Source organism: Roseovarius marisflavi, from assembly GCF_900142625.1.
Lineage (GTDB): Bacteria > Pseudomonadota > Alphaproteobacteria > Rhodobacterales > Rhodobacteraceae > Roseovarius > Roseovarius marisflavi.
The window spans coordinates 22986-48451 of sequence record NZ_FRBN01000017.1 but is presented as its reverse complement, the minus strand read 5'-3'; the positions used below and the strand labels follow the sequence as shown (position 1 = coordinate 48451).

Genomic DNA, 25466 nt, shown 5'->3' with positions numbered 1-25466 from the left:
GGGCGCATGACCTATTCCGCGGCCACCCGGCGCGCCGCCAGCATCTCTTTGAGGTAATGCCCGGTGTGGCTTCGCGGTTCTTGTGCGACCTTCTCGGGCGTGCCGACTGCCACGACCTCGCCGCCGCCATCGCCGCCTTCGGGGCCGATATCGATGATATGATCGGCGGTCTTGATCACGTCGAGGTTATGCTCGATCACGATCACCGTATTGCCACCGTCCACCAGCTCGTGCAGCACCTCTAGAAGCTTTTTTACATCATCGAAGTGCAGCCCTGTCGTTGGCTCATCAAGGATATAAAGCGTGCGCCCGGTCGACCGCTTGGCCAACTCTTTTGAGAGCTTCACGCGCTGCGCCTCGCCGCCCGACAGGGTCGTTGCCTGCTGGCCAACCTTGATATAGCCAAGCCCGACCCGCGCAAGCGCATCCATCTTGTCTCGGATGCCCGGCACCGCCTTGAAAAAGCTCTGAGCATCTTCAACCGTCATATCAAGAACGTCGGCTATGCTCTTGCCTTTAAACCGAATTTCGAGGGTTTCACGATTATATCGCGCGCCCTGACAGGTCTCGCAGGTGACATAGACATCGGGCAGAAAATGCATCTCGATCTTGATCAACCCGTCGCCCTGACAAGCCTCGCAGCGACCGCCCTTGACGTTAAAGGAAAACCGTCCCGGCTTGTACCCGCGCGCCTTGGCCTCGGGCAGCCCGGCAAACCAGTCGCGGATCGGCGTGAAGGCCCCGGTATAGGTCGCCGGATTGGATCGCGGCGTGCGCCCGATGGGGCGCTGATCAATGTCGATCACCTTGTCCAAATGCTCCAGCCCCTTGATGGTTTCGCAAGGCGCCGGTGTCTGGCGCGCCCCGTTCAGCCGCATGCTTGCGGTTTTGAACAGGGTTTCGATGGTCAGGGTCGATTTCCCCCCGCCCGACACGCCCGTCACACAGACGAACTTGCCAAGCGGAAACTCGGCCGTCACCTCCTTGAGGTTATTGCCCGTCGCCTTGACCACCTTGAGCTTTTTGCCATTCCCCTTGCGCCGCTTGGCAGACACAGGAATTTCGCGCACACCCGACAGGTACTGCCCGGTGATTGATCCGGCATCGGCGGTCACCTCTTCCGGCGTGCCGTGGCTGACCACCTGGCCACCGTGAATGCCGGCACCGGGGCCGATATCGAACACATAATCGGCGGTGCGAATGGCCTCTTCGTCATGCTCGACCACGATCACCGTATTGCCCTGATCACGCAGATTGCGCAGCGTGGTCAAAAGCCGCCCATTGTCGCGCTGATGCAGCCCGATACTTGGCTCATCCAGAACGTATAGCACCCCCGTAAGGCCCGATCCGATCTGGCTCGCCAACCGAATCCGCTGGCTTTCGCCGCCCGACAGCGTGCCGGAATTTCGGCTAAGCGTCAGGTAATCCAGACCGACATTGTTCAAAAACCCAAGCCGCTCACGGATCTCCTTGAGGATCGCGCGGGCAATTTCGTTCTTTTGTTTGCCAAGGTGCTCAGGCACGGTTTCACACCAGGCATAGGCCTCGCGGATCGACATCTGCACCACTTGGCCCACGTGCAAATCGGCGATCCGAACCGCCAATGCCTCTTGCCGCAGACGAAACCCACCGCAGGTGCCGCAGGAGCGATTGTTCTGATAGCGCTCGAATTCTTCCCGAATCCAGTTGCTATCGGTCTCGCGATAGCGCCGTTCCATATTGGGGATCACTCCCTCGAACACGCGGCTCACCTGATAAATCCGCCCGCCCTCGTCATAGCGAAACGGAATTTCCTCTTTGCCCGAACCATGCAAAAATACCTGTTTCACATGTGCCGGAAGGTCCCTCCAGGCGGCGTTCTTGTCAAACTCGTAATGCTTGGCAATGGATTGAATTGTCTGGGTAAAATAAGGGGATTTACCCTTACGCCAGGGCGCAATCGCCCCATCGCTGACCTTGAGCGCCTCATCGGGCACCACAAGGCGCTCGTCGAAAAACCGCTCGGCCCCAAGGCCATCACACTCGGGACAGGCGCCAAACGGCGCGTTGAACGAAAACAGCCGCGGCTCGATCTCGGGGATGGTAAAGCCGCTGACCGGACAGGCGAATTTTTCCGAAAAGGTCACCCGCTCGGGCTCGCCCTCTTTTGGAGCGGTTTCAAGGATCGCGATCCCATCGGCAAGATCAAGCGCTGTGCGAAAACTATCGGCAAGGCGGGTTTCAAGGCCTTCCTTGATCACCAGCCGGTCGACCACAACGTCGATGTCATGGCGGAATTTCTTGTCAAGCGTGGGCGGCTCGTCAAGCTCGTAAAACGCGCCATCAACCTTGACCCGCTGAAAGCCCTGCTTGCGCAGCTCAAGAAACTCCTTGCGGTATTCGCCTTTGCGGTCGCGCACGATCGGTGCCAAAAGAAAGGCGCGCGTGCCCTCCTCCATCCCCATCACGCGGTCGACCATATCCTGCACTTGCTGCGCCTCGATCGGAAGGCCGGTGGCAGGCGAATAGGGCGTGCCCACACGGGCAAACAAAAGCCGCAAATAGTCGTAAATCTCGGTCACCGTGCCGACGGTTGACCGGGGGTTCTTCGAGGTGGTCTTTTGCTCGATCGAAATCGCCGGACTCAAGCCGCTGATGTGATCCACATCCGGCTTTCCCATCATCTCGAGAAACTGGCGCGCATAGGCCGAGAGCGATTCGACATAGCGCCGCTGACCCTCGGCATAGATCGTGTCAAACGCAAGACTCGACTTGCCCGAGCCGGAAAGCCCGGTGATCACAACCAGTTGGTCGCGCGGAATATCCACGTCGATATTCTTGAGGTTATGCTCGCGCGCGCCGCGCACCTCGATATACTTGAGATCGGCCATTCTGCCCCCCGGGGTTCACGTGGCTTACAAATAGGTGAGAGTGGCCATAGTTCCAAGTCAAATTTGCGAACGTACCGTGAACATGGGTGATCGAGCGCCTATTTATGCGCTAGCGCCCAGGAACAGATTGGAAAATCCGGCTCATCCGTAAGATCATCGGTTTCCGGATCATAGACCGGTGGCCATTCGCCCTCAAGATTGCGCCGCGCCGCATGACGGTTGCCCCATTGGCGCGCGTTGATCTTGCTTTCGTTAAAGCCGGCCTCGATCAACAGGTTCTTCAGCCCCCGCGCCGTCCAGCGTGAACAATCGACCGGATCCCCGTGATAGGGAATGAAAAACGGCACCGCGACCCAGAAATATCCGCCAGGGCGCAACATCTCAAGAACATGGCGGGTTGCCGCATAGGGCCTGTCCAGATGCTCCCAGACCTGATTGGCCAGAACCAGATCAAAGCTCAGCGTGTTGCCCTCAGCATCGCGATAGGGCCCCTCGCAGATGTCATACTTCGGATAGCGGAACCGCTGATAGCTCTTGAAGTCGAACCGCCGCCCGTATTTCCCCGACACCTCGGCCGCATCCATCGTCGACGGGTCAAGCGCTGCCATCCACCGTCGCGAGGATTTCTGCATCACGATCCGATTGATACTTGCCACTGCCCCCCCCCTGATTTCTGCACACCCAATAGTGCAGGCGCATGAAAAAAGGCGCAAGCGTCACCCGCCCGCGCCCTCATGTTTCTTCTTGCTCTAAATATCCCGGGGGAGTCGCGTTTTCGCGACGGGGGCAGCGCCCCCCAATTCCCCCCTAGATATGGATCGCGCGGCCATAGGCCTCAAGCACCGATTCATGCATCATCTCGCTTAGGGTCGGATGCGGGAACACGGTATTCATAAGATCCTCTTCGGTGGTCTCAAGCTGGCGCCCGACCACATAGCCCTGGATCAATTCCGTCACCTCGGCGCCGATCATATGCGCGCCCAAAAGCTCGCCGGTCTTGGCATCAAAGATGGTTTTCACAAGGCCCTCGGGTTCGCCCAGGGCAATCGCCTTGCCATTGCCAATGAACGGGAACCGTCCGACCTTGATCTCGTAACCTGCGTCTTTCGCCTTGGCCTCGGTCATGCCCACGCTGGCCACCTGCGGATGGCAATAGGTACAGCCGGCGATGCTTTCGGGCTTGACCGGATGCGGATGCCCGCCCGCGATCAGCTCGGCCACCATCACACCTTCATGGCTGGCCTTGTGCGCAAGCCAGGGCGCGCCGGCGATATCGCCGATGGCATAAAGCCCCTCGACACCGGTGCGGCAATATTCGTCGGTCACCACATGGGTGCGGTCCACGGTGACGCCAAGCGCCTCAAGCCCAAGACCCTCGACATTGCCGACAATGCCCACGGCCGAAATCACCGTGTCAAACTCCTGCGTCTCAACCTTGCCGCCCACTTCGATATGCGCGGTGACCTTGCCCTTGCCGCGATCAAGCTGCTTGACCATGGCTTTTTCCATGATCTTCATGCCCTGTTTGACAAAGGCCTTCTTGGCAAAGGCGGAAATCTCGGCATCTTCCACCGGAAGCACGCGATCCATCACCTCGACCACGGTCGTATCGGCGCCAAGCGTGTTGTAAAAGCTGGCAAATTCGATGCCAATCGCGCCCGAGCCGATCACCAATAGCTTTTTCGGCATCCTTGGCGGCACAAGCGCGTGCTTGTAGGTCCAGACAAGATCGCCATCCGCCTCAAGCCCCGGCAATTCACGCGCCCGTGCGCCGGTGGCCAACACGATATGCTTGGCCGTCAGCTCCTCGGTGCCCTTGTCGGTCTTGACCGTGACCTTACCCTTGGCGGGCACTGTCGCCTCGCCCATCAGCGCGGTCACCTTGTGCTTTTTGAGAAGATGCCCAACCCCGCCATTCAGCTGTTTGGCCACCCCGCGCGAGCGTTTGACGACCGCATCAAGGTCATAGCTGATGCCCTCCGCCTTGAGGCCGAACTCCTTGGCGCGGTGCATCAGGTGAAACACCTCGGAACTGCGCAGCATCGCCTTGGTGGGGATACAGCCCCAGTTGAGACAGATACCGCCCATATGCTCGCGCTCGACAATGGCCACGTTCAGGCCAAGTTGCGCCCCCCGGATCGCAGCAACATAGCCTCCGGGACCTGCCCCGATTACGATCATGTCAAAAGCCTTAGACGCCATGCGGCCCTCCGTTTTCAAATTTAGTTTGGTATTAAACTATTTTTAGACGGACCACAACGCAGCAACGCGCACGGGCTGTGCAAATACCCGGTCACGATGTCGTCGTCGTAAAATCCTGGAAAACGACCGCCCGTGGCTCAGGCGGCTTCCTTGAAGCGGCGCAGCGTGGCGCCATAGCCACCTTCGGCCACATAGTCACGCTCCAGAGCCGTTGAGGGGCGCGAAAGCGCGGCATTGCGATAGGGAAAGCGACCAAACTGGCGGATCACTTCACGATGCGCGCGCGCATGCAACAGGTTCTCGGGGCCATGCACCGGCATCCGTTCGCACAACAGGCGCACACAGCGCTCCTGATCACAGAGGTTTTCGGAATGCATCAAGGGCAAATAAAAGAACTGTCGCGCCGGCTCATCGACCTTCATATCCCAACCGCGCTTGATCGCAACCTTGGCGGCTGCAAGCGCCGGTTGATCAGAGCCAAAGGCCCGTGCATCGCCGCGAAACATATTACGAGGAAGCTGATCCATCAGAATAATATAGGCCAAAGTGCCCGTGGGATAGGTCAGCCAAAGCCCATAGGCCCCCTCTTGTGCCTTATGCCATGCGGGCTCAAAGCGATCGCGAACCATCTGATCCAGTGCATCGGAGGCCTCATACCACCTCTTCTGCCCAACCTCATCCAACCAGAAACTCAGCACATCTTCGGTCGCAACCATAGGGTGAACTCCTCATTTTCCTATGATGTTCATCTCAAGTAAACGGCAAAAACGCCATTTGTCACAGTAACTTATTACTACAAAAGGGACACAAAACGGGCCTGTCAATCAGTTTGCGCCTCTTGTGCGGTCTCTATGGCGTAATCTTGCGCAAACTCCACAGCCATTGGCGAAGACGAGAAGGAAACCGGTGTATAACTGTCGGTCTCACTCACCGAGGGGGCGGCGCGCTGTGTCATCCGATAGATGGCATAGCCCACCAGCATGAACATAAGCACCGCCATATAGAGAAAATAGCCACCCGGCCCCATCGCGCCCATCATCCAGCCCACCAAAAGCGGGCCGGCGATCGCGCCAAGACCGTTGATAAACACCATGCCCCCGGCGGCGGCGGCCATATCGTCATGCTCCAGAAAGTCGTTGGTATAGGCAATCAGCAGCGAATAGAGCGGGTTGGACGTGCCGCCCACCAAAAAGGCCGCGACCAGAAGCATCCAGAAATTGGCTCCGAACACCATACCGATCAGCGCGCCGATCCCGGTCATGACGGACACGCCGGCAATAAGTTTGCGCCGGTCCATACGGTCCGACAACCACCCAAGCGGATATTGCACAAACACCGCCCCGACATAAAATGCCGCCACAAAGCTTGAAATCTGCGCGACGCTTAGCCCCACTTCAGCGCCGTAAACCGCCGCCATGCCAAACTGCGCGGCAAAGACACCACCGGTCAGGAACATGCCGACACAGCCAAGCGGCGAAATGTTCATGATCTGACGCAATGACAGTGGCTTGGTCGTGTCAAAGGCCGGTGTCGGGCTGACCGATAGCAAAATCGGCGCAAAGGCAAGCGACACGAGAACCGAGGGAATTACGAAAAGCACATAGCCTGCCGGATCGGCCATCACCATGATGCCCTGCGCCGACACGATGCCGATCATCTGCACGATCATGTAAAGCGACAGGGATTTGCCGCGTGTCTCATTGGTGGCCGAATTGTTGAGCCAGCTTTCAGCCGTCACATAAACGCCCGAAAAACAGAAGCCGATCATCACCCGGCCAACGGCCCAGGCCCAGGGGTCGGCAATCGTCGGATACATGATCAGAACCGCCGAGATCAGCGAGCCAAGCGCGGCAAAGACCCGCACATGCCCGACCCGGCGGATCATCTCTGGTGCCATCCGCGACCCGGCCAGAAAGCCAAGGAAATACGACGACATGACAATCGACATCTGAAAGGTCGAAAACCCTTCCAGCGCGCCGCGCACGCCCAGAAGGGTGCCTTGCATGCCATTGCCGACCTGCAACATCATCATGCCAAGCAAGAGGGCCCATGACCCCGACAGCACCTTGAACATCGCACGTCTCCTGTTTCTTTAAATCAGCCTAACAGACTGCCCCGTGATCGCAGGGCCAAAGGCGACTCACTTTGGTCCCTGCGCGGCCCCCGTGACAGCGTTTCACCGGGGGATCAACAAGGAAGCATCACCATAGGAGAAGAAGCGATAATTTTCAGTGACCGCATGCCGGTAAATCTCGCGCAGGCGATCCTGGCCGACAAGCGCCGAAACCAGCATCATCAGCGTTGATTTCGGCAGGTGAAAGTTGGTCATAAGCGCATCGGTCACCCGGAATTCAAAGCCAGGATAGATGAAGATGTCAGTCTCGCCCTGCCACGGCGCAATCTCTCCGGTGGCGCGCGCGGCCGTCTCTATCAGGCGCAGCGCCGTGGTGCCAACCGGAATGACACGCCCGCCCGCCGCACGTGTCGCGGCGATGTCGGCGGCGGCCTCGGCGCTCACCTCGCCCCATTCGGCGTGCATTTTATGGGTCGTCACATCCTCGACCTTGACCGGAAGAAAGGTGCCCGCCCCGACGTGTAGCGTGACATGGCTAAAGGTGACGCCCATCCCGGCAAGCTCGGCCAGAAGTGCGTCGTCGAAATGCAGCGAGGCCGTGGGCGCCGCAACCGCCCCCGCATGGCGCGCCCAGACGGTCTGATAGTCGGTCTTGTCCTGCGCATCCGCCGGGCGCCGCGCCGCGATATAGGGCGGCAAGGGCATTGCGCCAGCCTCGGCGAGGGCGGCATCGAAATCTTCGCCCGCAAGGTTGAAGCGAAGCCGCCCCTGCCCGTCTTCCTTGGCCTCAAGTGTCGCCGAGAGATCGGGAGAAAACACGATCACCTCGCCCTCCGAGATCTTTTTCAGCGGCTTGATAAGCGCGCTCCAGCTGCCATCGGCGCCGGGCTCCAGAAGGGTGACCTCGATGCGTGCGGCACTCGGCCCCTGCGCGCCAGCGCGGTGACGCAGCCCGCCCAATCGCGCAGGAATGACCTTGGTGTCATTCAACACCAGCCGATCCCCTGCCCGCAGCCAGTCGCCAAGCGCACTGACCCGCGTGTCGGTGATCGCATCGCCATTCGCCACCAACAGGCGCGCCGAGGTGCGCGGGCGCGCGGGCCGCGTGGCAATCAGCGCCTCGGGCAGTTCAAAATCAAAATCACTTAGCTTCATCTGTCCTGTCTTTGATTGGCAGGGGGTGTCTCCTGCGTGTCGTTTGTGTCTGGTGTCTGCGCGGGGGCATCCTCCAGCGTCGGCGACGGCTTGCGGAACAGGTTGCGCAGCGCCCCCGGTGCCAGGGCCGACAGCGGATTTACCGAGACACGCGGATCAGAGGCAAGGCCCTTCAGCTTGTAATTGAACCCGAAAAGCCCCTCGCCTGCGCGACTGAACATGCCGCCGAGCGAATTCACCAGATAGACCGGAGACACAACCCCCCGCATGTTCATTCGCCCGGTGTCCATATAATAAAACCCGTCCATTGACACGCCGAGCACTGCGCCAACCGCGCTGCCCTCAAGCAAGGTCAGGCGTTCCGGCGTCAGGCGGAACCTGGCATCGACCCGCGAAAAGTGCAGCCCCTCACCGTTGAGCTGCTCCAACAGGCCAACCACGCTGATCGTGTTCAAAAGTGCCGCAAGTGCCGGGGCCTCCTTGATGCGAAACTGGTCTATGGCAAGCGTGCCGTCATAGCTGCCCGGTTCGGGGGCCGGGGTCAGAATGAGATCCATCTCGCCCTTGCGCGCCTGTTTCAAAAGCCCGGCCGAGCGCAGTACCCCGCCCGCGTCCGCCGACTGAATACGAAACGCGCTGCGCCCGTCCCTTGGCACCACGCGCCCGTTGACCGACGTCGCGCCGTTCACCTTGCCGGTAAAATTGCCATCCGTGCCGCCCGCTGTGTCAAGCTCTGCGCGAAAATCCATCAGCGCGATCCCGTCTGAGACCTGCAGGCGGTCAAGCTGCAACGACACCGGCCCCCCTCCAGAGCCGTCTGCGGCCCCGCCACCGCCCTCGCCACTCAGAGAGGTCTGGCGCAGATCAATCGTACCGCCGCGCACCTCGACGCGTGGGCTTTGCCCGGCGCCACGCCCGACAAGTGTCACCGGCGCATTCAGCCAATCGCCGATTTTGACGCTGCGAAAGGCCGCGCGATCGAGATCGCCACTGGCGCTCAGGGTAACGCTGCCGCGCGCCTCAAGCCCGCCGCCGGTGAACTCAAGTCGATCAATATCGGGCGGCTCGCCGATTGTGCCCGCGACCTCAAGGCGCCCGGTGGCGGCCTGCGGCAAGGCCCAGCTCAGCTGTTTCAGGCTAAGCCCGACCCCCGCAAGGCGAGAGCTTAGCTCGAAGCGCGGCGGCTGGTCCCTGGCGAAGTTGATCGCGATATCCGCAGGCCCCGCCCCCGAGATGCTGCCCGGCGGCAGGCCGATGTTGAATTCGTCGGCGAATTGCTCTGAAAGCTCGATCACCCCCGACACGCTACTGTCGCCAACCGCGCCATTGCCAAGCGGCAACCGCCACGCGCCACTGACCGGCACCCGCCCGATGCGCGCGTCGCCGCCAATCTCGATGCCGGAATTGCTGGCGGCCACCTTCAATTTGCTGGCCGCCAGCACCCGGTCCCTGACCAGCGTTTCGCTGCGCACCTCGGTCAGGGTTCCGGTCACGTCATAGGCCACCTCGGCGGGAGTGAGCTTGGGTTTGAGCAACAGATCAAGCTGCCCCTTGAGGGTCGCGCGGCCATCGGCCAGCGTCACCGGCTGCCCGGCCTTGCTCAGAAACCGGAACGGCTCTTCATCAAGCAGCGACAAGGCGGCTGTCACGGTGCTGTCGGTCTGCAAAAGCACGCGGGCGGGCCCGTTTTTCAGGCGCACATCGGGGATGATGAAACTGGTGCCGGAAATATCGACCTTGCCGCCCTGGGCGGCCACCACGTGACCGCTTTGCGCGCTGATGACAAACCGGTTGTCATAGATCGACGCGTGGCCAATCCCCTCCGAAATCGGCGGCACGCCCTTGAGAAAGCGGGCCTGCAGCCCTTCAAAATCAAACCCCAGAAACACGTCGGGGCGCGCATTTGGCGTGGCGCGCAGGGCAAGTTGGATATTCTGAAGATCGGCCTTCTGCACATTGTCGGAAATCCAGTCGCGCGTCTTCGGCTTGAGGGCCAGCGGCCACAATTCCAAAAGCCGCTCTGGCGCAAGCGCGTCCATCCGACCATTGAGCGCCACATCCCAACCATCCGTCTGGCCGCGCACCGTACCATCCAGCACAAAATGCTGGCCCTGATCGGCAAGGCTCAGTTCGCCCACCGACAGCACAAAAGGGTCAAGCTGAAGCCGGATATCGGCCGCCGCACGGTCAAGAAGGACCGGCTCGGGATAGAAATCCGCCGGATCGGCGCTGATGTCGCTGACGCTGATCTGGGCCTGTAATTCGCGCGGCCAGCCATCTTCCATCCCCACCAAAAAGGCGGTGCCCTCGGCGCGCGCCGAGACCCATTCGCTATCGACGGAAAGTTCCGAAAAGCGGATTTCGTTGGCTTTGGGATCATAGGTGAAATAGCTGCGCGCCGATTCAAACGCAATTGGCGCAGTGGCGGGGGTGGGTTGCAGAACGCCGGCGCCGATCTGAAGCGTCGCACTCAGCGGCCCAAGTCGGCCCTCGCCATCAACCGAGGCCCGAAGCGCCCCCGAAATCGGCGCATCCAGCGCATCAAGCCAGGCCAGGGCCGGCGATTGCCCGGAAATGTCGCCCGAGGGCATATCGTCGAAATTCACGCCGAACTCCGCCTCTTTGCTGCCAATCTCACCGCTATAGCTGACCTCCAGCGTGGTGGCATAGTCGCGCGCGCCCAAAAGCGCGACATCGCCGCGAATGCCGATCTGCGCGCCCTCCCGCGTCAGCAAGACGCGCCCGCCATCCACACTCCAGGCGCGACCGGCGCGTGCATCCTCATAGCGCAGCGTCAGGTTGCCCGCCTCGATCCGGCTGAGTGCGGCGAATTGCGGACGGCTGAACACCGCGTCGATCTGATCGGTCAGGCTGGCAAAGCTGGCGCCATCCGCACCCTCGAAAGCAATCGCCAGAACGCCATCGGCGCGCCGCCGCAGGATAAGGCGCAAACCCGCCAGCCGGATTGACGAGGCCTGGATCCTGCCCTGCAACAACGGATTTGGCGCGACGGTGATTTCAAGCTCGGACAGATTGGCCACCTGCCCGCTGGCATCCGCCGACAGATCCACATCGCGCAATAGAAGCCGCGGCACCAGATCCTCGCTGACCACCATCGACATATCGCCAAAGGCAAGCTGCCCGCCCGGCAGATCGGCATTGATCCGCTGCGCAATTTTCTGATGCAGCCATTCGGGCGCCGTCAGCCGCGTGCCAATCGCCAGCATCGCCAGCCCCGCCCCGACCAGAACCAGAACGCAGACACACAATGACAGGCCCAGCCCAAATCGCCCGAGCCGCCGTTTTCGCGTGACTTGCTTGTCTTTATTGCTCATCTGTTCCGATTGGGTGGCTTTGTGCCGCCCTTTGCTGCCTCTTGGCTTTATTCTCGCCTTTTGAGTCCTAATATGGAACTCACAATTTCGCATCACAAGGAGCACTCATGCCCGACACATCCGATATCGCCCCCGATTTCACCCTGCCGCGCGATGGTGGCGACACCCTCACCCTGTCGAGCCTGCGCCCCAAAGCGGTGGTTCTGTTCTTTTATCCGCGCGACAACACCTCGGGCTGTACCAAGGAAGCCGTCGCGTTTTCCGGCCTCAAGGACGCGTTTGACGCCGCCGGGGCCACAATCGTTGGCATTTCCAAGGACAGCGTCGCCAGCCATGACAAGTTTCGCGACAAACAGGGGCTCAGCGTGCCGCTTGTGTCGGACGCCGATGATGAGACCTGCGAGGCCTACGGCGTATGGAAGGAAAAAAGCATGTATGGCAAGACATTCCTCGGCATTGAGCGCTCGACCTTCCTGATTGACGGCGAGGGGCGCATTGCGCGGGTCTGGCGCAAGGTCAAGGTGCCGGGGCACGCCGAAGAGGTGCTTGAGGCGGTCAAGGCGCTGTGAGCGGTCAAACCCTGTCGCAAATGGCCGTCGAGGTGCTTTGCACCGCCGACGGCCATGAAAAAACCGCCCTGTCGCGCGCCCATGCCAAGACCTGGTTCGCCGCCCGCGCCGCCGGGCAGGACATTCCCCTGGGCAACACCTCGCCGCCCCTGCAACCGGCCCGCCCCGCGCGACCGGAACTGCTTGACCCGCGCGACGTGCCGCGCCGCCGCCCCGGGTCTGAAAAGGGCCGGATCGCCATGCTGCATGCGGTGGCCCATATCGAGCTGAACGCTGTCGATCTGCACTGGGACATCATTGCGCGCTATACCGATACCGAAATGCCGATCGGATTCTACGACGACTGGGTCAAGTCGGCCGATGAAGAATCCAAGCATTTCAACCTGATAAGCGACTGCCTTGAAGCCATGGGAAGCCATTATGGCGACCTGCCCGCCCATGCCGGCATGTGGCGCGCCGCCGAGGATACCGCCGATGATTTCATGGGCCGCCTCGCCGTGGTGCCGATGGTCCTTGAGGCGCGCGGCCTTGATGTGACCCCCGGCATGATCGCGCTGTTCACCAAGGCCGGAGACACCGCCGCCGTCGAGGCAATGCAGGTGATCTATGGCGAAGAAGTGGCGCATGTCGCCTTTGGCTCGAAGTGGTTTCACTTTCTGTGCGGGCGTCACAACCTTGATCCCAAGGACGTGTTTCACGACCTGGTGCGGCGCTATTTTCACGGCTTTCTCAAGCCCCCCTTCAACGAGGAAAAGCGCGCCGAGGCCGGAATACCCCCCGATTTCTATTGGCCCCTGACCGAAATACCCTCTCCAAAAGGCTAGCCAAGCCCTTGGACATCGGCGGTTTTTCGCCACTATGGCGAGAAACGGCCCAATATACGCCTCATTTGGTCAAAATTCTTGCCCAAACGTTAAGCACTGGCTAAGCACTCTGTGAGACGCCGGGATCGTAAAAAGAGCGTCAGACGTTGCGAAGGGTTAGGTAGGGACGAGACCGCGTGAGAACACGACTTGCGATCAAAATGCACGCCATATTAGAGCGTTACTTTCCCGAACGTCGGGTCTTTTTGCGGTCTGATACCGACACCCGGTTCATCCGGCTGCGCCCCGCCACTCAGCTGATTGCCTTCTCGGGCGCTGCTGCGATTGTCGCCTGGGCGATCATTGCCACCTCGATCCTTGTGATGGACAGCATCGGCGCCGGCAATTTCCGCGAACAGGCCAAACGCGATCAGCGCACCTATGAAAACCGCCTCAATTCCCTGTCGCATGAGCGCGACAAACGCGCCGAAGAAGCGATTGCCGCCCAGGAGCGCTTTAGTTCCGCTCTCTCGCAGATTTCGGCGATGCAATCGGAATTGCTCGCCTCAGAGGTCCGCCGCCGCGAGCTTGAAACCGGGATCGAAGTGATCCAGACCACCCTGCGCCGCACCATGACCGAACGCGAAACCGCGCGCGAAGAAAGCATCGCATTAGCGCTCGCGCTCGAAGACGACGACGCATCAGGGGGCGCGTCAGACGGAGGCGCCTCCAATGACGGAACGCTTGATTTCCTCACGGCCGCATTGTCGGACGCCGCCCAGCAACGCGATGACACCATTGCCAACGCCGAGGATGCGCTGGTCCATGCCGATGAAATGGCCCGTCAGATCCGCCTGATGCAGGACCAGAATGAACAGATATTTACCCAGCTTGAAGACGCGATGACGATCTCGGTCAAGCCCCTCGACAAGATGTTCCGCGATGCAGGCCTGAACACCGACAGCCTTATTAACACAGTGCGTCGGGGGTATTCTGGTCAGGGTGGCCCGCTGACGCCGCTGTCGTTTTCCACCCGCGGCGAGGCCCCCTCGCCCGACGCCGAGCGCGCCAATCGCATCCTGGGTGAGATGGACCGACTGAACCTTTACCGGATCGCCGCCCAGAAAGCGCCCTTCTCGATCCCGGTCAAAAACGCCTTCCGCTATACATCCGGCTATGGCATGCGGTGGGGCCGGATGCATCAGGGCACCGATTTCGCCGCCGCCCATGGCACCCCGATCCATTCAACCGCCGATGGTGTGGTCATTCATGCCGGCTGGCTGTCGGGATATGGCCGTCTGGTCAAGATCCAGCACGAGTTCGGCATCGAGACCCGCTATGCCCATATGTCGAAAATTCGCGTAGAGGTCGGGCAAAGGGTCTCGCGCGGACAACAGATTGGTGATATGGGGAACTCTGGACGTTCCACGGGCACGCATCTACACTATGAAATCCGCGTCGGCGGCAAGCCCGTCAACCCCATGATATATATCAAGGCTGCAAACAATGTTTTCTAAGAGCAAAATCAACGACCCCGCGCAAAAGCCGACCGAGGCAAAGCCGACCCCGACGGAAAACCGTCTTGATGCCGCACGCCCCGACACATCGGGCGCATCGAGCACGGAATTCAAGGCCTCGGCCCCCAAGGCCAAGCCGCCTGCTTCGGTGCTCTCGTCGGATCTGCATGTGACGGGCAACCTCAAGACCACCGGCGACATCCAGGTTGAAGGCACGATCGAGGGTGACATCCGCGCCCATCTTCTGACCATCGGCGAAGGTGCCACCGTCAAGGGCGAAGTCATCGCCGATGATGTGGTCATCAATGGCCGCATCGTGGGCCGTGTGCGCGGCCTCAAGGTGCGCCTGACCTCGACAGCGCGGGTCGAAGGCGACATTATCCACAAAACCATCGCCATCGAATCCGGCGCTCATTTTGAGGGCTCTGTTCAGCGTCAGGATGACCCGCTCAGCGGCAAATCCAACACGCCCAAGCCGGTCGCCGCAAGCAGCGCGCCCCCGGCATCGGCCGCCGCCAAACCGGCCTAAGCCGAAGCGCAGACGAAACCTTATCGCAAAAGGCGCCCTGCCCTGCGGCAGCGGCGCCTTTTTCACATGCGTAGGGTGGGTGAAACCCACGCCCCTCTAGGCGTCAAGCTCTGCATCCCAATAGAGAAAATCCATCCAGCTTTCATGCAGGTGATTGGGCGGGAACTTGCGTCCCATATTGCGAAGCTGTTCTGCCTCCGGCGGGCGCGGCGCCTTGCGCAGGCTCATCCCCGCTTGCCGGAGGCTCTTGGAGCCCTTGCTCAGGTTGCAGGGGCTACAGGCCGCGACCACGTTTTCCCAGCTTGTCACCCCGCCACTGGCGCGCGGCACGACATGATCAAAGGTCAATTCGCCCTTTGCGCCGCAATACTGACAGCGAAATTCATCCCTCAGAAATAAATTAAAGCGCGTGAAGGCCACGCGCTTTTGAGGTTTTACATAGTCTTTCAACACGATGACGGAGGGTATCCGTATTTTCATGCTCGGGCTTCTGACACAATGGTCATACTCCGCCACGATATCGACCCGCTCAAGCCAGGCCGCCTTGACCGCCTCCTGCCAGGTCCAGAGCGACAAAGGATAATAGGAGAGTGGCCGGTAATCGGCGTTCAGCACAAGCGCCGGATAGCTCCGTAGCGCGGCCGGTTCTCTGACAAATTCCGTTCTGAAATCGCCGTCCATCTGACTGACTTCCCCTAACCCGGATCATGGTTGCAACTGGTCCAGGGGCGGGCGCCCCCGCACCTTCCTAATATTTACTATATATCGCGTTGAAAAACTGGCAAGGGCGATATCTAGCGCTCATATGCCGCCAATACATAGGAACCTGCTGCAACGCTTTTGTGACAGATCGCGCCTAGGCCGCAACCTCGTCCTGTTCACGCGCCTGACGCTGCCATAGCCCGGCATAGCGGCCCTGACGCGCCAAAAGTTCGGCGTGGCTGCCTTCTTCGACCACGCGGCCCTCTTCCAGCACGACAATCCTGTCGGCATCGGCAATGGTCGAAAGGCGGTGCGCGATGGTGATCACCGTGCGCCCCTCGGCGGCCTTGGCAAGCGCGCCCTGAATGTCACGTTCGGTCTGGGTATCAAGCGCGCTGGTGGCCTCGTCCAGCAGCAGGATCGGAGGATTTTTGAGCAGGGTCCGGGCGATCCCGACACGCTGTTTTTCGCCGCCCGAAAGCTTGAGCCCGCGTTCGCCCACCTGGGTGTTGTACCCCTCAGGCAGGCTCACGATGAAATCATGGATCTGGGCAGCACGCGCCGCCTCTTCTATCTCGGCCTGGGTCGCGCCGTCGCGCCCATAGCCGATGTTATAGCCGACCGTATCGTTGAACAGCACCGTATCCTGCGGCACGACGCCGATCATCGCATGCAGGCTCTCCTGGGTCACGTCGCGCACGTCCTGGCCATCAATCAAAACCGCCCCAGATTGCACATCATAGAAGCGAAACAACAGCCGCCCGATGGTCGACTTGCCCGAGCCCGACGGGCCGACCACGGCCACCGTCTGACCGGCCGGGACATCAAGCGTAACCCCCTTCAAAATCGGCCGCTTGCTGTCATATCCGAAATCCACGGCCTCAAGGCGCACCGACGCGCCTTTCACTTTTAGAACATGGGCGCCCTTTTTGTCCTTGACATCTGGCGACTGCTCTAACAATTCGAACATTTCGCCCATGTCGACCAAGGATTGCCGGATCTCGCGATAGACCGTGCCCAGAAAGTTGAGCGGCATGGTAATCTGGATCATATAGGCGTTGACCATGACGAAATCGCCTACGGTCATGGCTCCGTTTTGAACGCCGATGGCCGCCATCACCATGACCGAGACAAGGCCGCCGGTGATCAGGAAGGATTGACCGAAATTCAGGAAGGCCAGCGAATAGGAGGTCTGCAACGCGGCGCGCTCATAGCCCGCCATTGCCGCGTCATAGCGCATCGCCTCGCGGCCTTCGGCGCCGAAATACTTGACCGTCTCGAAATTCAAGAGACTATCGACTGCCTTTTGATTGGCGTCGGTATCCTGGTCGTTCATCTCTTTACGCAAACGTACGCGCCATTCCGTGACCTTGAAGGTAAAGGCCACATAGGCCGCGATCACGCCCATCACCACGGCCAGATACCAGATGTCGAACAATACCCAGAGGATGATGCCGATCATCAGCAGCTCAAGCACCAGCGGACCGATGGAAAACAGCAGGAACCGCAACAGGAATTCAACGCCTTTGACGCCCCGCTCGATAATCCGGCTAAGCCCGCCGGTCTTGCGCGTGATATGATAGCGCATCGACATCGCATGGATATGGCGAAACGTCGTAAGCGCAAGCGAGCGCAGGGCCCGCTGTGCCACGCGCGCAAAGATCACGTCGCGCAATTGCTGAAAGCCGACATTCATCAACCGCGCCATGCCATAAGCCACGGTAAGCCCGACCGCCCCCGCGCCGAGCATCCAGGCCGCCGACTGGCCCTCGCCGGCCAGAGCATCCACCGCCGCCTTATAGAAAAAAGGCGTGCCGACCGCGACGAATTTGGCCACGAAAAGCGCGATGACCGCCAGCACGACGCGCCGCTTCACCCAAGGCTCATCGGCGGGCCACAGGTATGGGGCCACGCGCCGAATGGTGCGCCAGCCGTTTTTGGGCATTTCAGAAGTTGTCACCTGGGCATGGCGCATGGGCAAGCCTTTTCAATCACTTGTCCCACACATAGGCCGCCGATAGCTCAATTGCCAGCCCCGCCCTATTGCGGCAGGGTGAACACCTGTCCGGGATAGATCAGATCGGGGTCGCGGATGCGGTCGCGATTGGCCTCATAGACGCGCACATACTTGATGCCCTCACCGTAGGCCTCGCGCGAAATTGCCCAAAGGGTCGATCCGGGCTGAACCGTGACGGCGCGCACGCGGGCCGATTGATCGGCATTGTCCTGCACGGCCAGGATCGCCTGATCTTCGCGCTTGAAGGGCGTCTCCACGCGCGAGATGACCGTGCCGTCGGCGTTCACCTCATCGACACGCAGGGTATAGACCCCGACATCGACCTCTGGAAGGTCGCTGTTCCAATTGCCATCCGCCGCCACACGCGACGTCGTGATCGGCGCATTATCAAGGTAAATGCGAACGAATCCAGTGCCTTCGGCGCGGCCAGACAGCTGGACAGTGCCCTCGTCGGAATAGGTGATCGCATCAAGCGCCACGCTTGACATGACCTCGGGCGCCGCCCCCGCTGCAACCGGGGCCTGAAGCACCCGCACGCCAGACTCATCAGCCAGAAGAACGGTTGGTGAGGCCGCAAGCTTTGCCGACTCTGGCGCGACCACGGCAGGAACGGTGCCGACAGAGGCCGCGGGCTGCGCCGCCTCGGTCACCTCCGCCTCAGGCGCCGACGCATGCTCTGTGATCACTGTCGTGACCTCTGGTAATGTCGGATTTCCCGTCGCGATCTCGGGGACTGCGGATTTGAGTGCGCCGCTTTCCGAGGTGGCTGTCTCTGGCGCAGGCAGCGTCACGGCGAGCGGTGGTTCGGCCTCGGTGGAGGCCACCTCTGCAACAGCGATCGGGGTGGCCGCGATGATGATTTCATCGACAGAGGCGAGCGTTTCGTCCCCCTCGGACGCGGCCATGCTCAGCGACAGAACACGCGGCTTGTCGCTGGTGGGGAGATCCAGAAACTGCACGAATTTCCCTGCATTATCAGGGGAAACCGTGGCAATCGTGATGCCATCCAGCAGGATCGAAATCATCCAACCGGGCGCGCCCTGACCGGCGACAAGCATCTGCCCGTCGGGGTCAAGCCGGAAGGTGTCGATTGACGGCGGATCGGGCATCGCGGGCGCGGGCGCCACCTCTGACACGACAGCATCGCTTGTCGTGTCCGCCGTGTCGGGCGCTTGCAAAACCGGCTGGGGTCGGACCACGACGGTTGGCTCCGGAGTGGGTCCTTCTGCGGGATCAAACAGACCGCCGAAATACATCGCAAGACCGGCAAATGCAATCACCACGGCCCCCGCTGCGCCAAGCGCGGGCCCAGTTCTTAAACCGGCGAATTTGCTCATGTTTTCCCTTCCGCCCCGTCCCCAGCACAGTGCACGGTTGCCGCAGAATAGCAACAAGGCTATCACGGGTCAAAGCAACCATTTCCTGGCTTGGGGTGATTTCATGACAGTCCTGTCCGTCTGTGTCTTTTGCGGCTCACGTCCCGGCAAAAACCCACGCTATAGCGAAGACGCGACCGCCGTCGGTGAAATGCTGGCGCAAAACGGCTGGCGGCTGGTTTATGGCGCGGGCGATGTCGGGCTTATGGGGGCCACCGCGCGCGCGGCCCAAAACGCGGGCGGCGACACCTTTGGCGTGATCCCGGCCCATCTGATGCGCCTTGAGGTCGGCAAGACGGACCTGACCCGTTTCGTGGTAACCGAGAACATGCACGAGCGCAAAAAGGTCATGTATATGAACTCGGATGCCATCGTGGTTCTGCCCGGCGGCGCCGGGTCGTTGGACGAGTTTTTCGAAGTTCTGACATGGCGTCAGCTCGGCCTGCATGCAAAGCCGATTTTTCTATTGAGTACAGAAGGCTACTGGACGCCCCTCATGCAATTGATGGATCATGTGATTGACCAGGGTTTCGCCGACGGCTCTCTTAAGGACTTCATGCAGCCAATTGTTAATGTTCAGGATTTGATGATCGCCCTGCGCGCCGCCCTGTCCTGACGCAGGGATGCGGTGGTATAGATCGCAAGTGCGGTCCAGATCATCACGAAGGCAATAGCGTGCCAAAAGCTGAAAACCTCGCGAAAGAGCAGTGTTGCCACCAGAAATTGCAGGCTGGGGTTGAGGTATTGCACCAGGCCCACCGTCGCCAGCCGGATACGCTTGGTCGCATAGCTGAACATGACCAGCGGGACCGCCGTCAGCGGGCCGGAAAACACCAGCAACGCGCTGTCACGAAACGACGTGCCAAAGGCGCCCTGCCCGTCCGAGTGAAGCCACCATAAAATAGCCAGGGCAATCGGTGCCAATAGCAGGACCTCGGCGGTGACCGACACCACCGGACCGACAGGAAGCCCTTTCTTTACAAGGCCGTAAAGCCCGAATGACGAGGCCAGGATAAGCGCGATCCATGGCGCCACGCCAAGGCCGATGGTCAGTGTCACCACCGCCGCCACCGCAAGCGAGACCGCCACCATCTGTGCCCGGCCAAGGCGCTCGCCAAAGGCAATCGCGCCCAAGAGCACCGCCACCAGCGGGAAGATGTAATAGCCAAGCGAGGCCTCGACCGCGCGCCCGACCTGAATCGAGGTGATGAAGACGAACCAGTTGGTCGAGATCATAAGCGCCGCAAAACCGATCAAAAGAAGCGACCGTCGCACCCGAACCGTTTGAACCAAAACCGAAATCCGCCCCTGCACCAAAAGGATCAGAGCGAAAAAGACACAGGACCAGAGCGTGCGATGCGCCAGAATTTCAATCGGCGGGATATGATCCAGCAGCTTGTAGTAAATCCCCGAAAGCCCCCAGACCGTGCAGGTGGCGACCATCGCAATGATGCCTTTAGTCTCCTCGCGCATGGGGGGTCCTTTGGGTTTTGAATGCTCTCGAACTGCTGCCTGATCCGCTGCGCTAAGGCAAGGCGATACGGGCCAAATTTCCGCCAAGGCACGAAAAAGCCCCGCTGACACGCGCCAGCGGGGCAATCATCAAGGGCCGGACACGGCCCCGAGGTGGATCAGGTCAAAGCCGCGAGGCGACGTTTTCCCAGTTCACCAGGTTGTCGAGGAAGTTGGTGAGGTAGGCCGGGCGCTTGTTGCGGAAGTCGATGTAATAGGAATGCTCCCACACATCACAGCCCAAAAGCGCGGTCTGACCAAAGCAAACCGGGTTCACGCCGTTCTCGGTCTTGGTGACCTTGAGGCCGCCATCGGTGTCTTTGACAAGCCACGCCCAGCCAGAGCCGAACTGACCGGCACCAGCGGCCGAAAACTGCGATTTGAACTCGTCAACCGAGCCAAAGCTGTCGTTGATGGCTTTTTCAAGCTCGCCGGGCATGCCGGTCTTGGTCGGGCTCATCATTTCCCAGAACTGGTTGTGGTTCCAGAGCTGGCTGATGTTGTTGAAAATGCCGTTTTGCGCCACGGCACTCTTGTCATAGGTGCCGACAATGATCGCCTCAAGCGACTTGCCGTCCCATTCGGTGCCGGAAATCAGCTTGTTGCCGTTGTCGACATAGGCCTTGTGGTGCAGGTCGTGGTGATACTCGAGCGTTTCGGCGGACATGCCATGCGCGGCAAGCGCGTCGTGGGCATAGGGAAGATCGGGAAGTTCAAAAGCCATTGGGTTATCCCCCTGTTCTGTGCGTTCAAATCAGATGCCCCATACATGGTGGCCTGATCCGTCAAAGGTCAACCCCGCTTGACGGAGTTTTTCTGTCGGGTTTACCGGGATCAGGCGAAATAGCCCACTTCGCCGCCGGGTTTTGCCGAGGTTTTCAACAGGTTAAAGGCGTAATCTGCAATCGAGCGGAAACAGATCAGATGAAACGCGCCTGCCTCGTCAAGCCAGAAGGCGGCCGGCACCTGCGCCATGCGGGTGCGGCGGAACATGCCGGGGGTAAAGGCCTCGGGCGAGAGATCGACCGGACAGACCTTGGCCAGAACCTCGCGTGCGCCCGCGCCGCTGATGCGCAGGAAGGTCCGCGCGTCAGAGACGTTGACGGCCAGGAAATGTTGACCTGCGAGGGCGGTTTCGATCTTTTCGATCACCGCCGCCACATCGCCGTAAGGGCACATCAACAGCAATTCGTCCGGCGACATCCAGAGCGCGGCGGTGTCCTTGCCGCTCAGCGCCTGACGCTGGCCCGGCATGCCAAGGCCGGTGGCGGATTTGACGGCGGCCTTGACCTCTTTGCTGGCAAGATCCCCGCGCAGGGTAATCATGCCGTGCAGGCCCTGATCCTCAATCCGGGCAAAACCATCATAGCTGGCCCCGGCCAATGCGCTGACTGCGTTAGACATTCTGCTTCTCCCCGTCCTTGTCGAAGAAGATCGGATCGACGATCTTCGCCTTGACGATCCCGCCATCCACCTTTGGAATTTCGATCACATCGCCCATCCGGTCGGGCCCATCAAGCACAAGGCCCATGGCAATCCCGCGCCCGAGGGTCGGCGAATAATAGGTCGAGGTGACCCGGCCTTGGGTTTCGCGCTGACCATTGGCGTTGTGCCCTGCGGCCGTGGCATAGGCGCCATCCGGCAGAACCGAGCCATCGAGGGTTTCAAGCCCGACCAGCTTCCAGCGGTTGGGATCGGCCATATGGCTGCGCTCTTGCGCGCGCTTGCCAAGATAGTCGTCCTTTTTCTTGGAAATCGCCCATTGCATGTTGAGATCCTGCGGGATCACCGTGCCGTCGGTTTCATCGCCGATCATGATAAAGCCCTTTTCGGCGCGCATCACGTGCAGGCCTTCGGTGCCATAGGGCATCACGCCGAATTCTGCGCCCGCCTCAAGCAGAGCATCCCAAAGCGCGCGGCCATAGCTTGCAGGCACGGCGATTTCATAGCTCAGCTCGCCCGAGAACGAAATCCGGTAGGCGCGAGCAGGCATGCCCGCCAGCGTCAGATCCTTCCAGCCCATAAAGCTCAACCCGTCGGCGGAAATGTCATCCGAGGTCAGCTTTTCAAGAACCGTGCGGGCCTTGGGGCCGACCACGGCGATCTGGGCATATTGCTCGGTCACATTGGCGGTATAGACCTTCCAATCCCACCATTCGCATTGCAGCCAGTCTTCCATGTGGCCATGGATCGACTCGGCGCCGCCGGTCGTGGTGTGGCACAGGAACGTATCGTCGTCGATCCGCGCGACCACGCCGTCATCCATCAGAAAGCCGTTCTCGCTGCACATCAAACCATAGCGGCAGCGCCCCGGTTTCAGGGTGCTCATCATGTTGGTGTAGAGCATGTCGAGAAACTTGCCCGCATCAGGCCCTTTGACGATGATCTTGCCAAGGGTCGAGGCATCGAGCAGGCCAAGCGCACCACGGGTCTGGTTGATTTCGCGGCTTACCGCGTCGCGGTGGCTTTCTTCGCCTTTCGGGAAGCAATAGGGCCGACGCCATTGGCCGACCGGCTCGAAATGCGCACCGTTGTCTTCGTGCCAGCCGTGGATCGGCGTCTTGCGCAACGGTTGGAAAATCTCGTCGCGCGCTTCGCCACCGATGGCCGCCAGAGAGATCGGCGTATAGGGCGGGCGGAAGGTGGTTGTGCCGGTTTGCGGAATGGGCTGATTGAGCGCATCCGACAGAATGGCCAAGCCGTTGATGTTGCTCAACTTACCCTGATCCGTCGCCATGCCGAGCGTGGTATAGCGCTTGGCGTGTTCAACGCTCTCAAAGCCTTCGCGCGCGGCCAGTTGCACATCCGACACCTTGACGTCGTTCTGGTAATCCAGCCAGGATTTCATCCGCAGATTGATGCCCGCGCCCTGCGGCATGAGCCAGACCGGCATAAGCGGCGCCTCATCACTTGCCGAGCCTTGCGGCGCGGCGGCGCTCTTTGGCTTGTGCCCGGTGGCCTTCGCCGCGGCCTTGCCCGCCGCGTCGGCGTCCGCCAGCGTCGTGGCCAGATCGGCCGCGCCATTGGCCGCGCCGGTCGCGATGACAAAACCTTCGCCACTTGCGCCGAGCGGCGGTTTGGTCGGGTCAGGACGGAAATGGGCGCGCTCGGCGTCCCAGGTCAGCTTGCCACCGCAATGCGACCACAGGTGCACCACCGGCGACCAGCCGCCCGACATGGCGACCGCGTCGCATTTGATTTCCTCAAGCACGGCGCCTTCGCCGGCTTGCGCACAGATCGCCACGCCGGTGACCCGCTTGCCGCCTTTGACCGAGGCGATGGCCTTGCCATTCTCGACACGGATACCAAGCGCGCGCGCCTCGTCGGCAAGCGCCCCGCCGCCCGAGGCACGAGCGTCCAGGATCACCGGGATATCGAGGCCAAGCGATTTGAGCGTGATCGCGGTGCGGTAAGCATCGTCATTGTTGGTCACGACAACCGTGCGGTCGCCGATCGAAACGCCGTAGTTCACCGCGTAATCGCGCACTGCCGAGGCCAGCATGACGCCGGGGATATCGTTCCCGGCAAAGCTGAGCGGGCGTTCGATGGCGCCGGTGGCGGTGATGATCTGGCCTGCGCGAATCCGCCAGAGGCGGTGACGCGGCGCGTCAAGTTCAGGCGCGTGATCGGTGATCCGCTCGTAGCCGAGCGCATAGCCGTGGTCATAGACCCCCGCACCCATGCAGCGATTGCGCAGGGTGACATTTGGCATGTCCTGCAATTTTGCAATGGTGGCGTCGATGAAGGCCTCGACCGGCGCGCCATCAACAGTGCCGCCATCGACCGGAGCACGACCGCCCCAATGGGCGGTCTGTTCCAGAACCATCACCTTGGCACCCGATTGCGCGGCGCGCAGGGCGGATTGCAGCCCGGCCACACCGCCGCCGATCACCAGAACGTCGGCAAAGGCATAGAAATGCTCATAGCGGTCGCCATCGCGGTCTTTCGGCGCCTTGCCGAGGCCGGCAGCCTGACGGATGAACGGCTCGTAGACATGTTTCCAGAACGGGCGCGGATGGATGAACATCTTGTAATAAAAGCCCGCTGGCATGAAGCGGCCGAGTTTGGCGTTGACCGCGCCGACATCGAAGTCGAGGCTCGGCCAGTGGTTCTGGCTTGTCGCCGAAAGCCCGTCAAACAGCTCGGTCGTGGTGACCCGCTGGTTCGGCTCAAAGCGCGCGCCTGTGCCGAGGCCGACGATGGCGTTCGGTTCTTCGGCGCCGCTGGCGACGATGCCGCGCGGACGGTGGTATTTGAACGACCGCCCCACCAGCATCTGGTCATTGGCGAGCAGGGCCGAGGCCAGCGTATCGCCTGCATGACCGCGCAAGCGTTTGCCGTTAAAGGTAAAATTGACGGCGCGGGCCTTGTCGAGAAGGCGGCCGCCGGTGGCCAGACGTGTGCTCATGGGTTAGACCCTCGTGCCTGTGGCTGCGGTGAGAAGGTGAGTATTTGTGCCAAGAAGAAGGATCATGAGAAGTCTCTCCAGGTCCAGCCGGGGCGTTTGGCGGTAATCGCGTCGCGGATGTGTTTTGGCGGCTCAAGGGTCTGGGCGGAATAGGTGCCGAAGACCTCGAGTGTCATGGTATCGCGGGCCGCGAGGAACCACTTGCCGCAGCCATTGTTGTGGCGCCAGCGTTCAAAGTGCACACCCTTGGGGTTTTCCTTTGAAAACAGGTAAGTGTGGAACTCATCATCGGTCGAGCCGGGGCCGAAGCGCTTGAGGTGCGCCTCGCCACCGCCGTGAAATTCGGTTTCTTCGCCACGCACGCCGCAGCAGGGGCATTCCAGGATCAGCATTGGTC

General features: G+C 60.8%; 20 protein-coding genes. 5 read left to right on the top strand and 15 right to left on the bottom strand.

Going from position 1 to position 25466, the window contains the following annotated elements:
* Positions 1-11: 11 nt before the first annotated feature.
* The 7 genes from uvrA to BUB78_RS14140 form a co-directional block, all read right to left on the bottom strand.
* Positions 12-2870, bottom strand: coding sequence for an excinuclease ABC subunit UvrA (gene uvrA / locus BUB78_RS14170; RefSeq protein ID WP_073199048.1), 2859 nt, complete (start codon positions 2868-2870; stop codon positions 12-14).
* A 98-nt stretch (positions 2871-2968) separates the two neighbouring features.
* Positions 2969-3526: a class I SAM-dependent methyltransferase gene (locus BUB78_RS14165; RefSeq protein ID WP_073199046.1), complete on the bottom strand. Its 558-nt coding sequence runs from the start codon at positions 3524-3526 to the stop codon at positions 2969-2971.
* A gap of 151 nt (positions 3527-3677) precedes the next feature.
* A complete protein-coding gene (gene lpdA, locus BUB78_RS14160; protein WP_073199044.1) occupies positions 3678-5072 on the bottom strand; it encodes a dihydrolipoyl dehydrogenase in 1395 nt (464 codons plus the stop codon).
* Between the two features lie 137 nt (positions 5073-5209).
* Entirely contained in the window at positions 5210-5788 is a 579-nt protein-coding gene (locus BUB78_RS14155; RefSeq protein WP_073199042.1) for a DUF924 family protein, read from the bottom strand.
* Positions 5789-5892: 104 nt separating this feature from the next.
* Positions 5893-7146, bottom strand: coding sequence for an MFS transporter (locus tag BUB78_RS14150; RefSeq protein ID WP_073199040.1), 1254 nt, complete (start codon positions 7144-7146; stop codon positions 5893-5895).
* A 102-nt stretch (positions 7147-7248) separates the two neighbouring features.
* The gene (gene queA, locus BUB78_RS14145) at positions 7249-8301 is read right to left on the bottom strand and encodes a tRNA preQ1(34) S-adenosylmethionine ribosyltransferase-isomerase QueA (RefSeq protein ID WP_073199038.1); all 1053 of its coding nucleotides are present in this window, start codon (positions 8299-8301) and stop codon (positions 7249-7251) included.
* Positions 8298-11636 carry a YhdP family protein gene (locus BUB78_RS14140; RefSeq protein WP_073199036.1) on the bottom strand — a complete coding sequence of 1113 codons (3339 nt, stop codon included), beginning with the start codon at positions 11634-11636 and terminating at the stop codon, positions 8298-8300. Before BUB78_RS14140 ends, queA begins: the two co-directional genes overlap by 4 nt.
* A gap of 107 nt (positions 11637-11743) precedes the next feature.
* Between BUB78_RS14140 and BUB78_RS14135 the strand changes: the two genes are divergently transcribed.
* The 4 genes from BUB78_RS14135 (at position 11744) to BUB78_RS14120 (ending at position 15054) form a co-directional block, all read left to right on the top strand.
* The gene (locus BUB78_RS14135) at positions 11744-12205 is read left to right on the top strand and encodes a peroxiredoxin (RefSeq protein ID WP_073199034.1); all 462 of its coding nucleotides are present in this window, start codon (positions 11744-11746) and stop codon (positions 12203-12205) included.
* A 20-nt stretch (positions 12206-12225) separates the two neighbouring features.
* A complete protein-coding gene (locus BUB78_RS14130; protein WP_073199123.1) occupies positions 12226-13029 on the top strand; it encodes a ferritin-like domain-containing protein in 804 nt (267 codons plus the stop codon).
* A gap of 176 nt (positions 13030-13205) precedes the next feature.
* The gene (locus BUB78_RS14125; RefSeq protein ID WP_170865078.1) at positions 13206-14525 is read left to right on the top strand and encodes a M23 family metallopeptidase; all 1320 of its coding nucleotides are present in this window, start codon (positions 13206-13208) and stop codon (positions 14523-14525) included.
* Entirely contained in the window at positions 14515-15054 is a 540-nt protein-coding gene (locus tag BUB78_RS14120; protein WP_073199030.1) for a bactofilin family protein, read from the top strand. Before BUB78_RS14125 ends, BUB78_RS14120 begins: the two co-directional genes overlap by 11 nt.
* 96 nt (positions 15055-15150) lie before the next feature.
* Here BUB78_RS14120 and BUB78_RS14115 read toward each other — a convergent pair whose 3' ends face one another.
* The 3 genes from BUB78_RS14115 to BUB78_RS14105 form a co-directional block, all read right to left on the bottom strand.
* Positions 15151-15735, bottom strand: a complete 585-nt coding sequence (locus BUB78_RS14115; RefSeq protein ID WP_073199028.1) for an HNH endonuclease — start codon at positions 15733-15735, stop codon at positions 15151-15153.
* A gap of 175 nt (positions 15736-15910) precedes the next feature.
* Complete coding sequence (locus tag BUB78_RS14110; RefSeq protein WP_073199026.1) at positions 15911-17731, bottom strand: ABCB family ABC transporter ATP-binding protein/permease; 1821 nt, start codon at positions 17729-17731, stop codon at positions 15911-15913.
* A 65-nt stretch (positions 17732-17796) separates the two neighbouring features.
* On the bottom strand, positions 17797-19110 hold the full coding sequence (locus tag BUB78_RS14105; protein WP_073199024.1) for a LysM peptidoglycan-binding domain-containing protein: 1314 nt from the start codon (positions 19108-19110) through the stop codon (positions 17797-17799).
* 103 nt (positions 19111-19213) lie between these two features.
* On the opposite strand from BUB78_RS14105, the gene BUB78_RS14100 reads away from it, so the two are divergent.
* Complete coding sequence (locus tag BUB78_RS14100) at positions 19214-19765, top strand: LOG family protein (RefSeq protein WP_073199121.1); 552 nt, start codon at positions 19214-19216, stop codon at positions 19763-19765.
* On the opposite strand, the gene rarD is transcribed toward BUB78_RS14100, so the two are convergent.
* The 5 genes from rarD to BUB78_RS14075 all read right to left on the bottom strand — a co-directional run bounded on the left by rarD (position 19726) and on the right by BUB78_RS14075 (position 25461).
* Positions 19726-20622, bottom strand: coding sequence for an EamA family transporter RarD (gene rarD, locus BUB78_RS14095; RefSeq protein ID WP_073199022.1), 897 nt, complete (start codon positions 20620-20622; stop codon positions 19726-19728). The two genes, BUB78_RS14100 and rarD, sit on opposite strands and share 40 nt — an antisense overlap.
* Positions 20623-20785: 163 nt before the next feature.
* Positions 20786-21385, bottom strand: a complete 600-nt coding sequence (locus BUB78_RS14090; RefSeq protein WP_073199020.1) for a superoxide dismutase — start codon at positions 21383-21385, stop codon at positions 20786-20788.
* Positions 21386-21495: 110 nt separating this feature from the next.
* Complete coding sequence (locus tag BUB78_RS14085; protein ID WP_073199017.1) at positions 21496-22065, bottom strand: sarcosine oxidase subunit gamma; 570 nt, start codon at positions 22063-22065, stop codon at positions 21496-21498.
* On the bottom strand, positions 22058-25069 hold the full coding sequence (locus tag BUB78_RS14080; RefSeq protein ID WP_073199016.1) for a sarcosine oxidase subunit alpha family protein: 3012 nt from the start codon (positions 25067-25069) through the stop codon (positions 22058-22060). The genes BUB78_RS14085 and BUB78_RS14080 overlap by 8 nt, the downstream gene beginning before the upstream one ends.
* 62 nt (positions 25070-25131) lie before the next feature.
* Entirely contained in the window at positions 25132-25461 is a 330-nt protein-coding gene (locus BUB78_RS14075) for a sarcosine oxidase subunit delta (RefSeq protein WP_073199014.1), read from the bottom strand.
* Between the last annotated feature and the right edge of the window lie 5 nt (positions 25462-25466).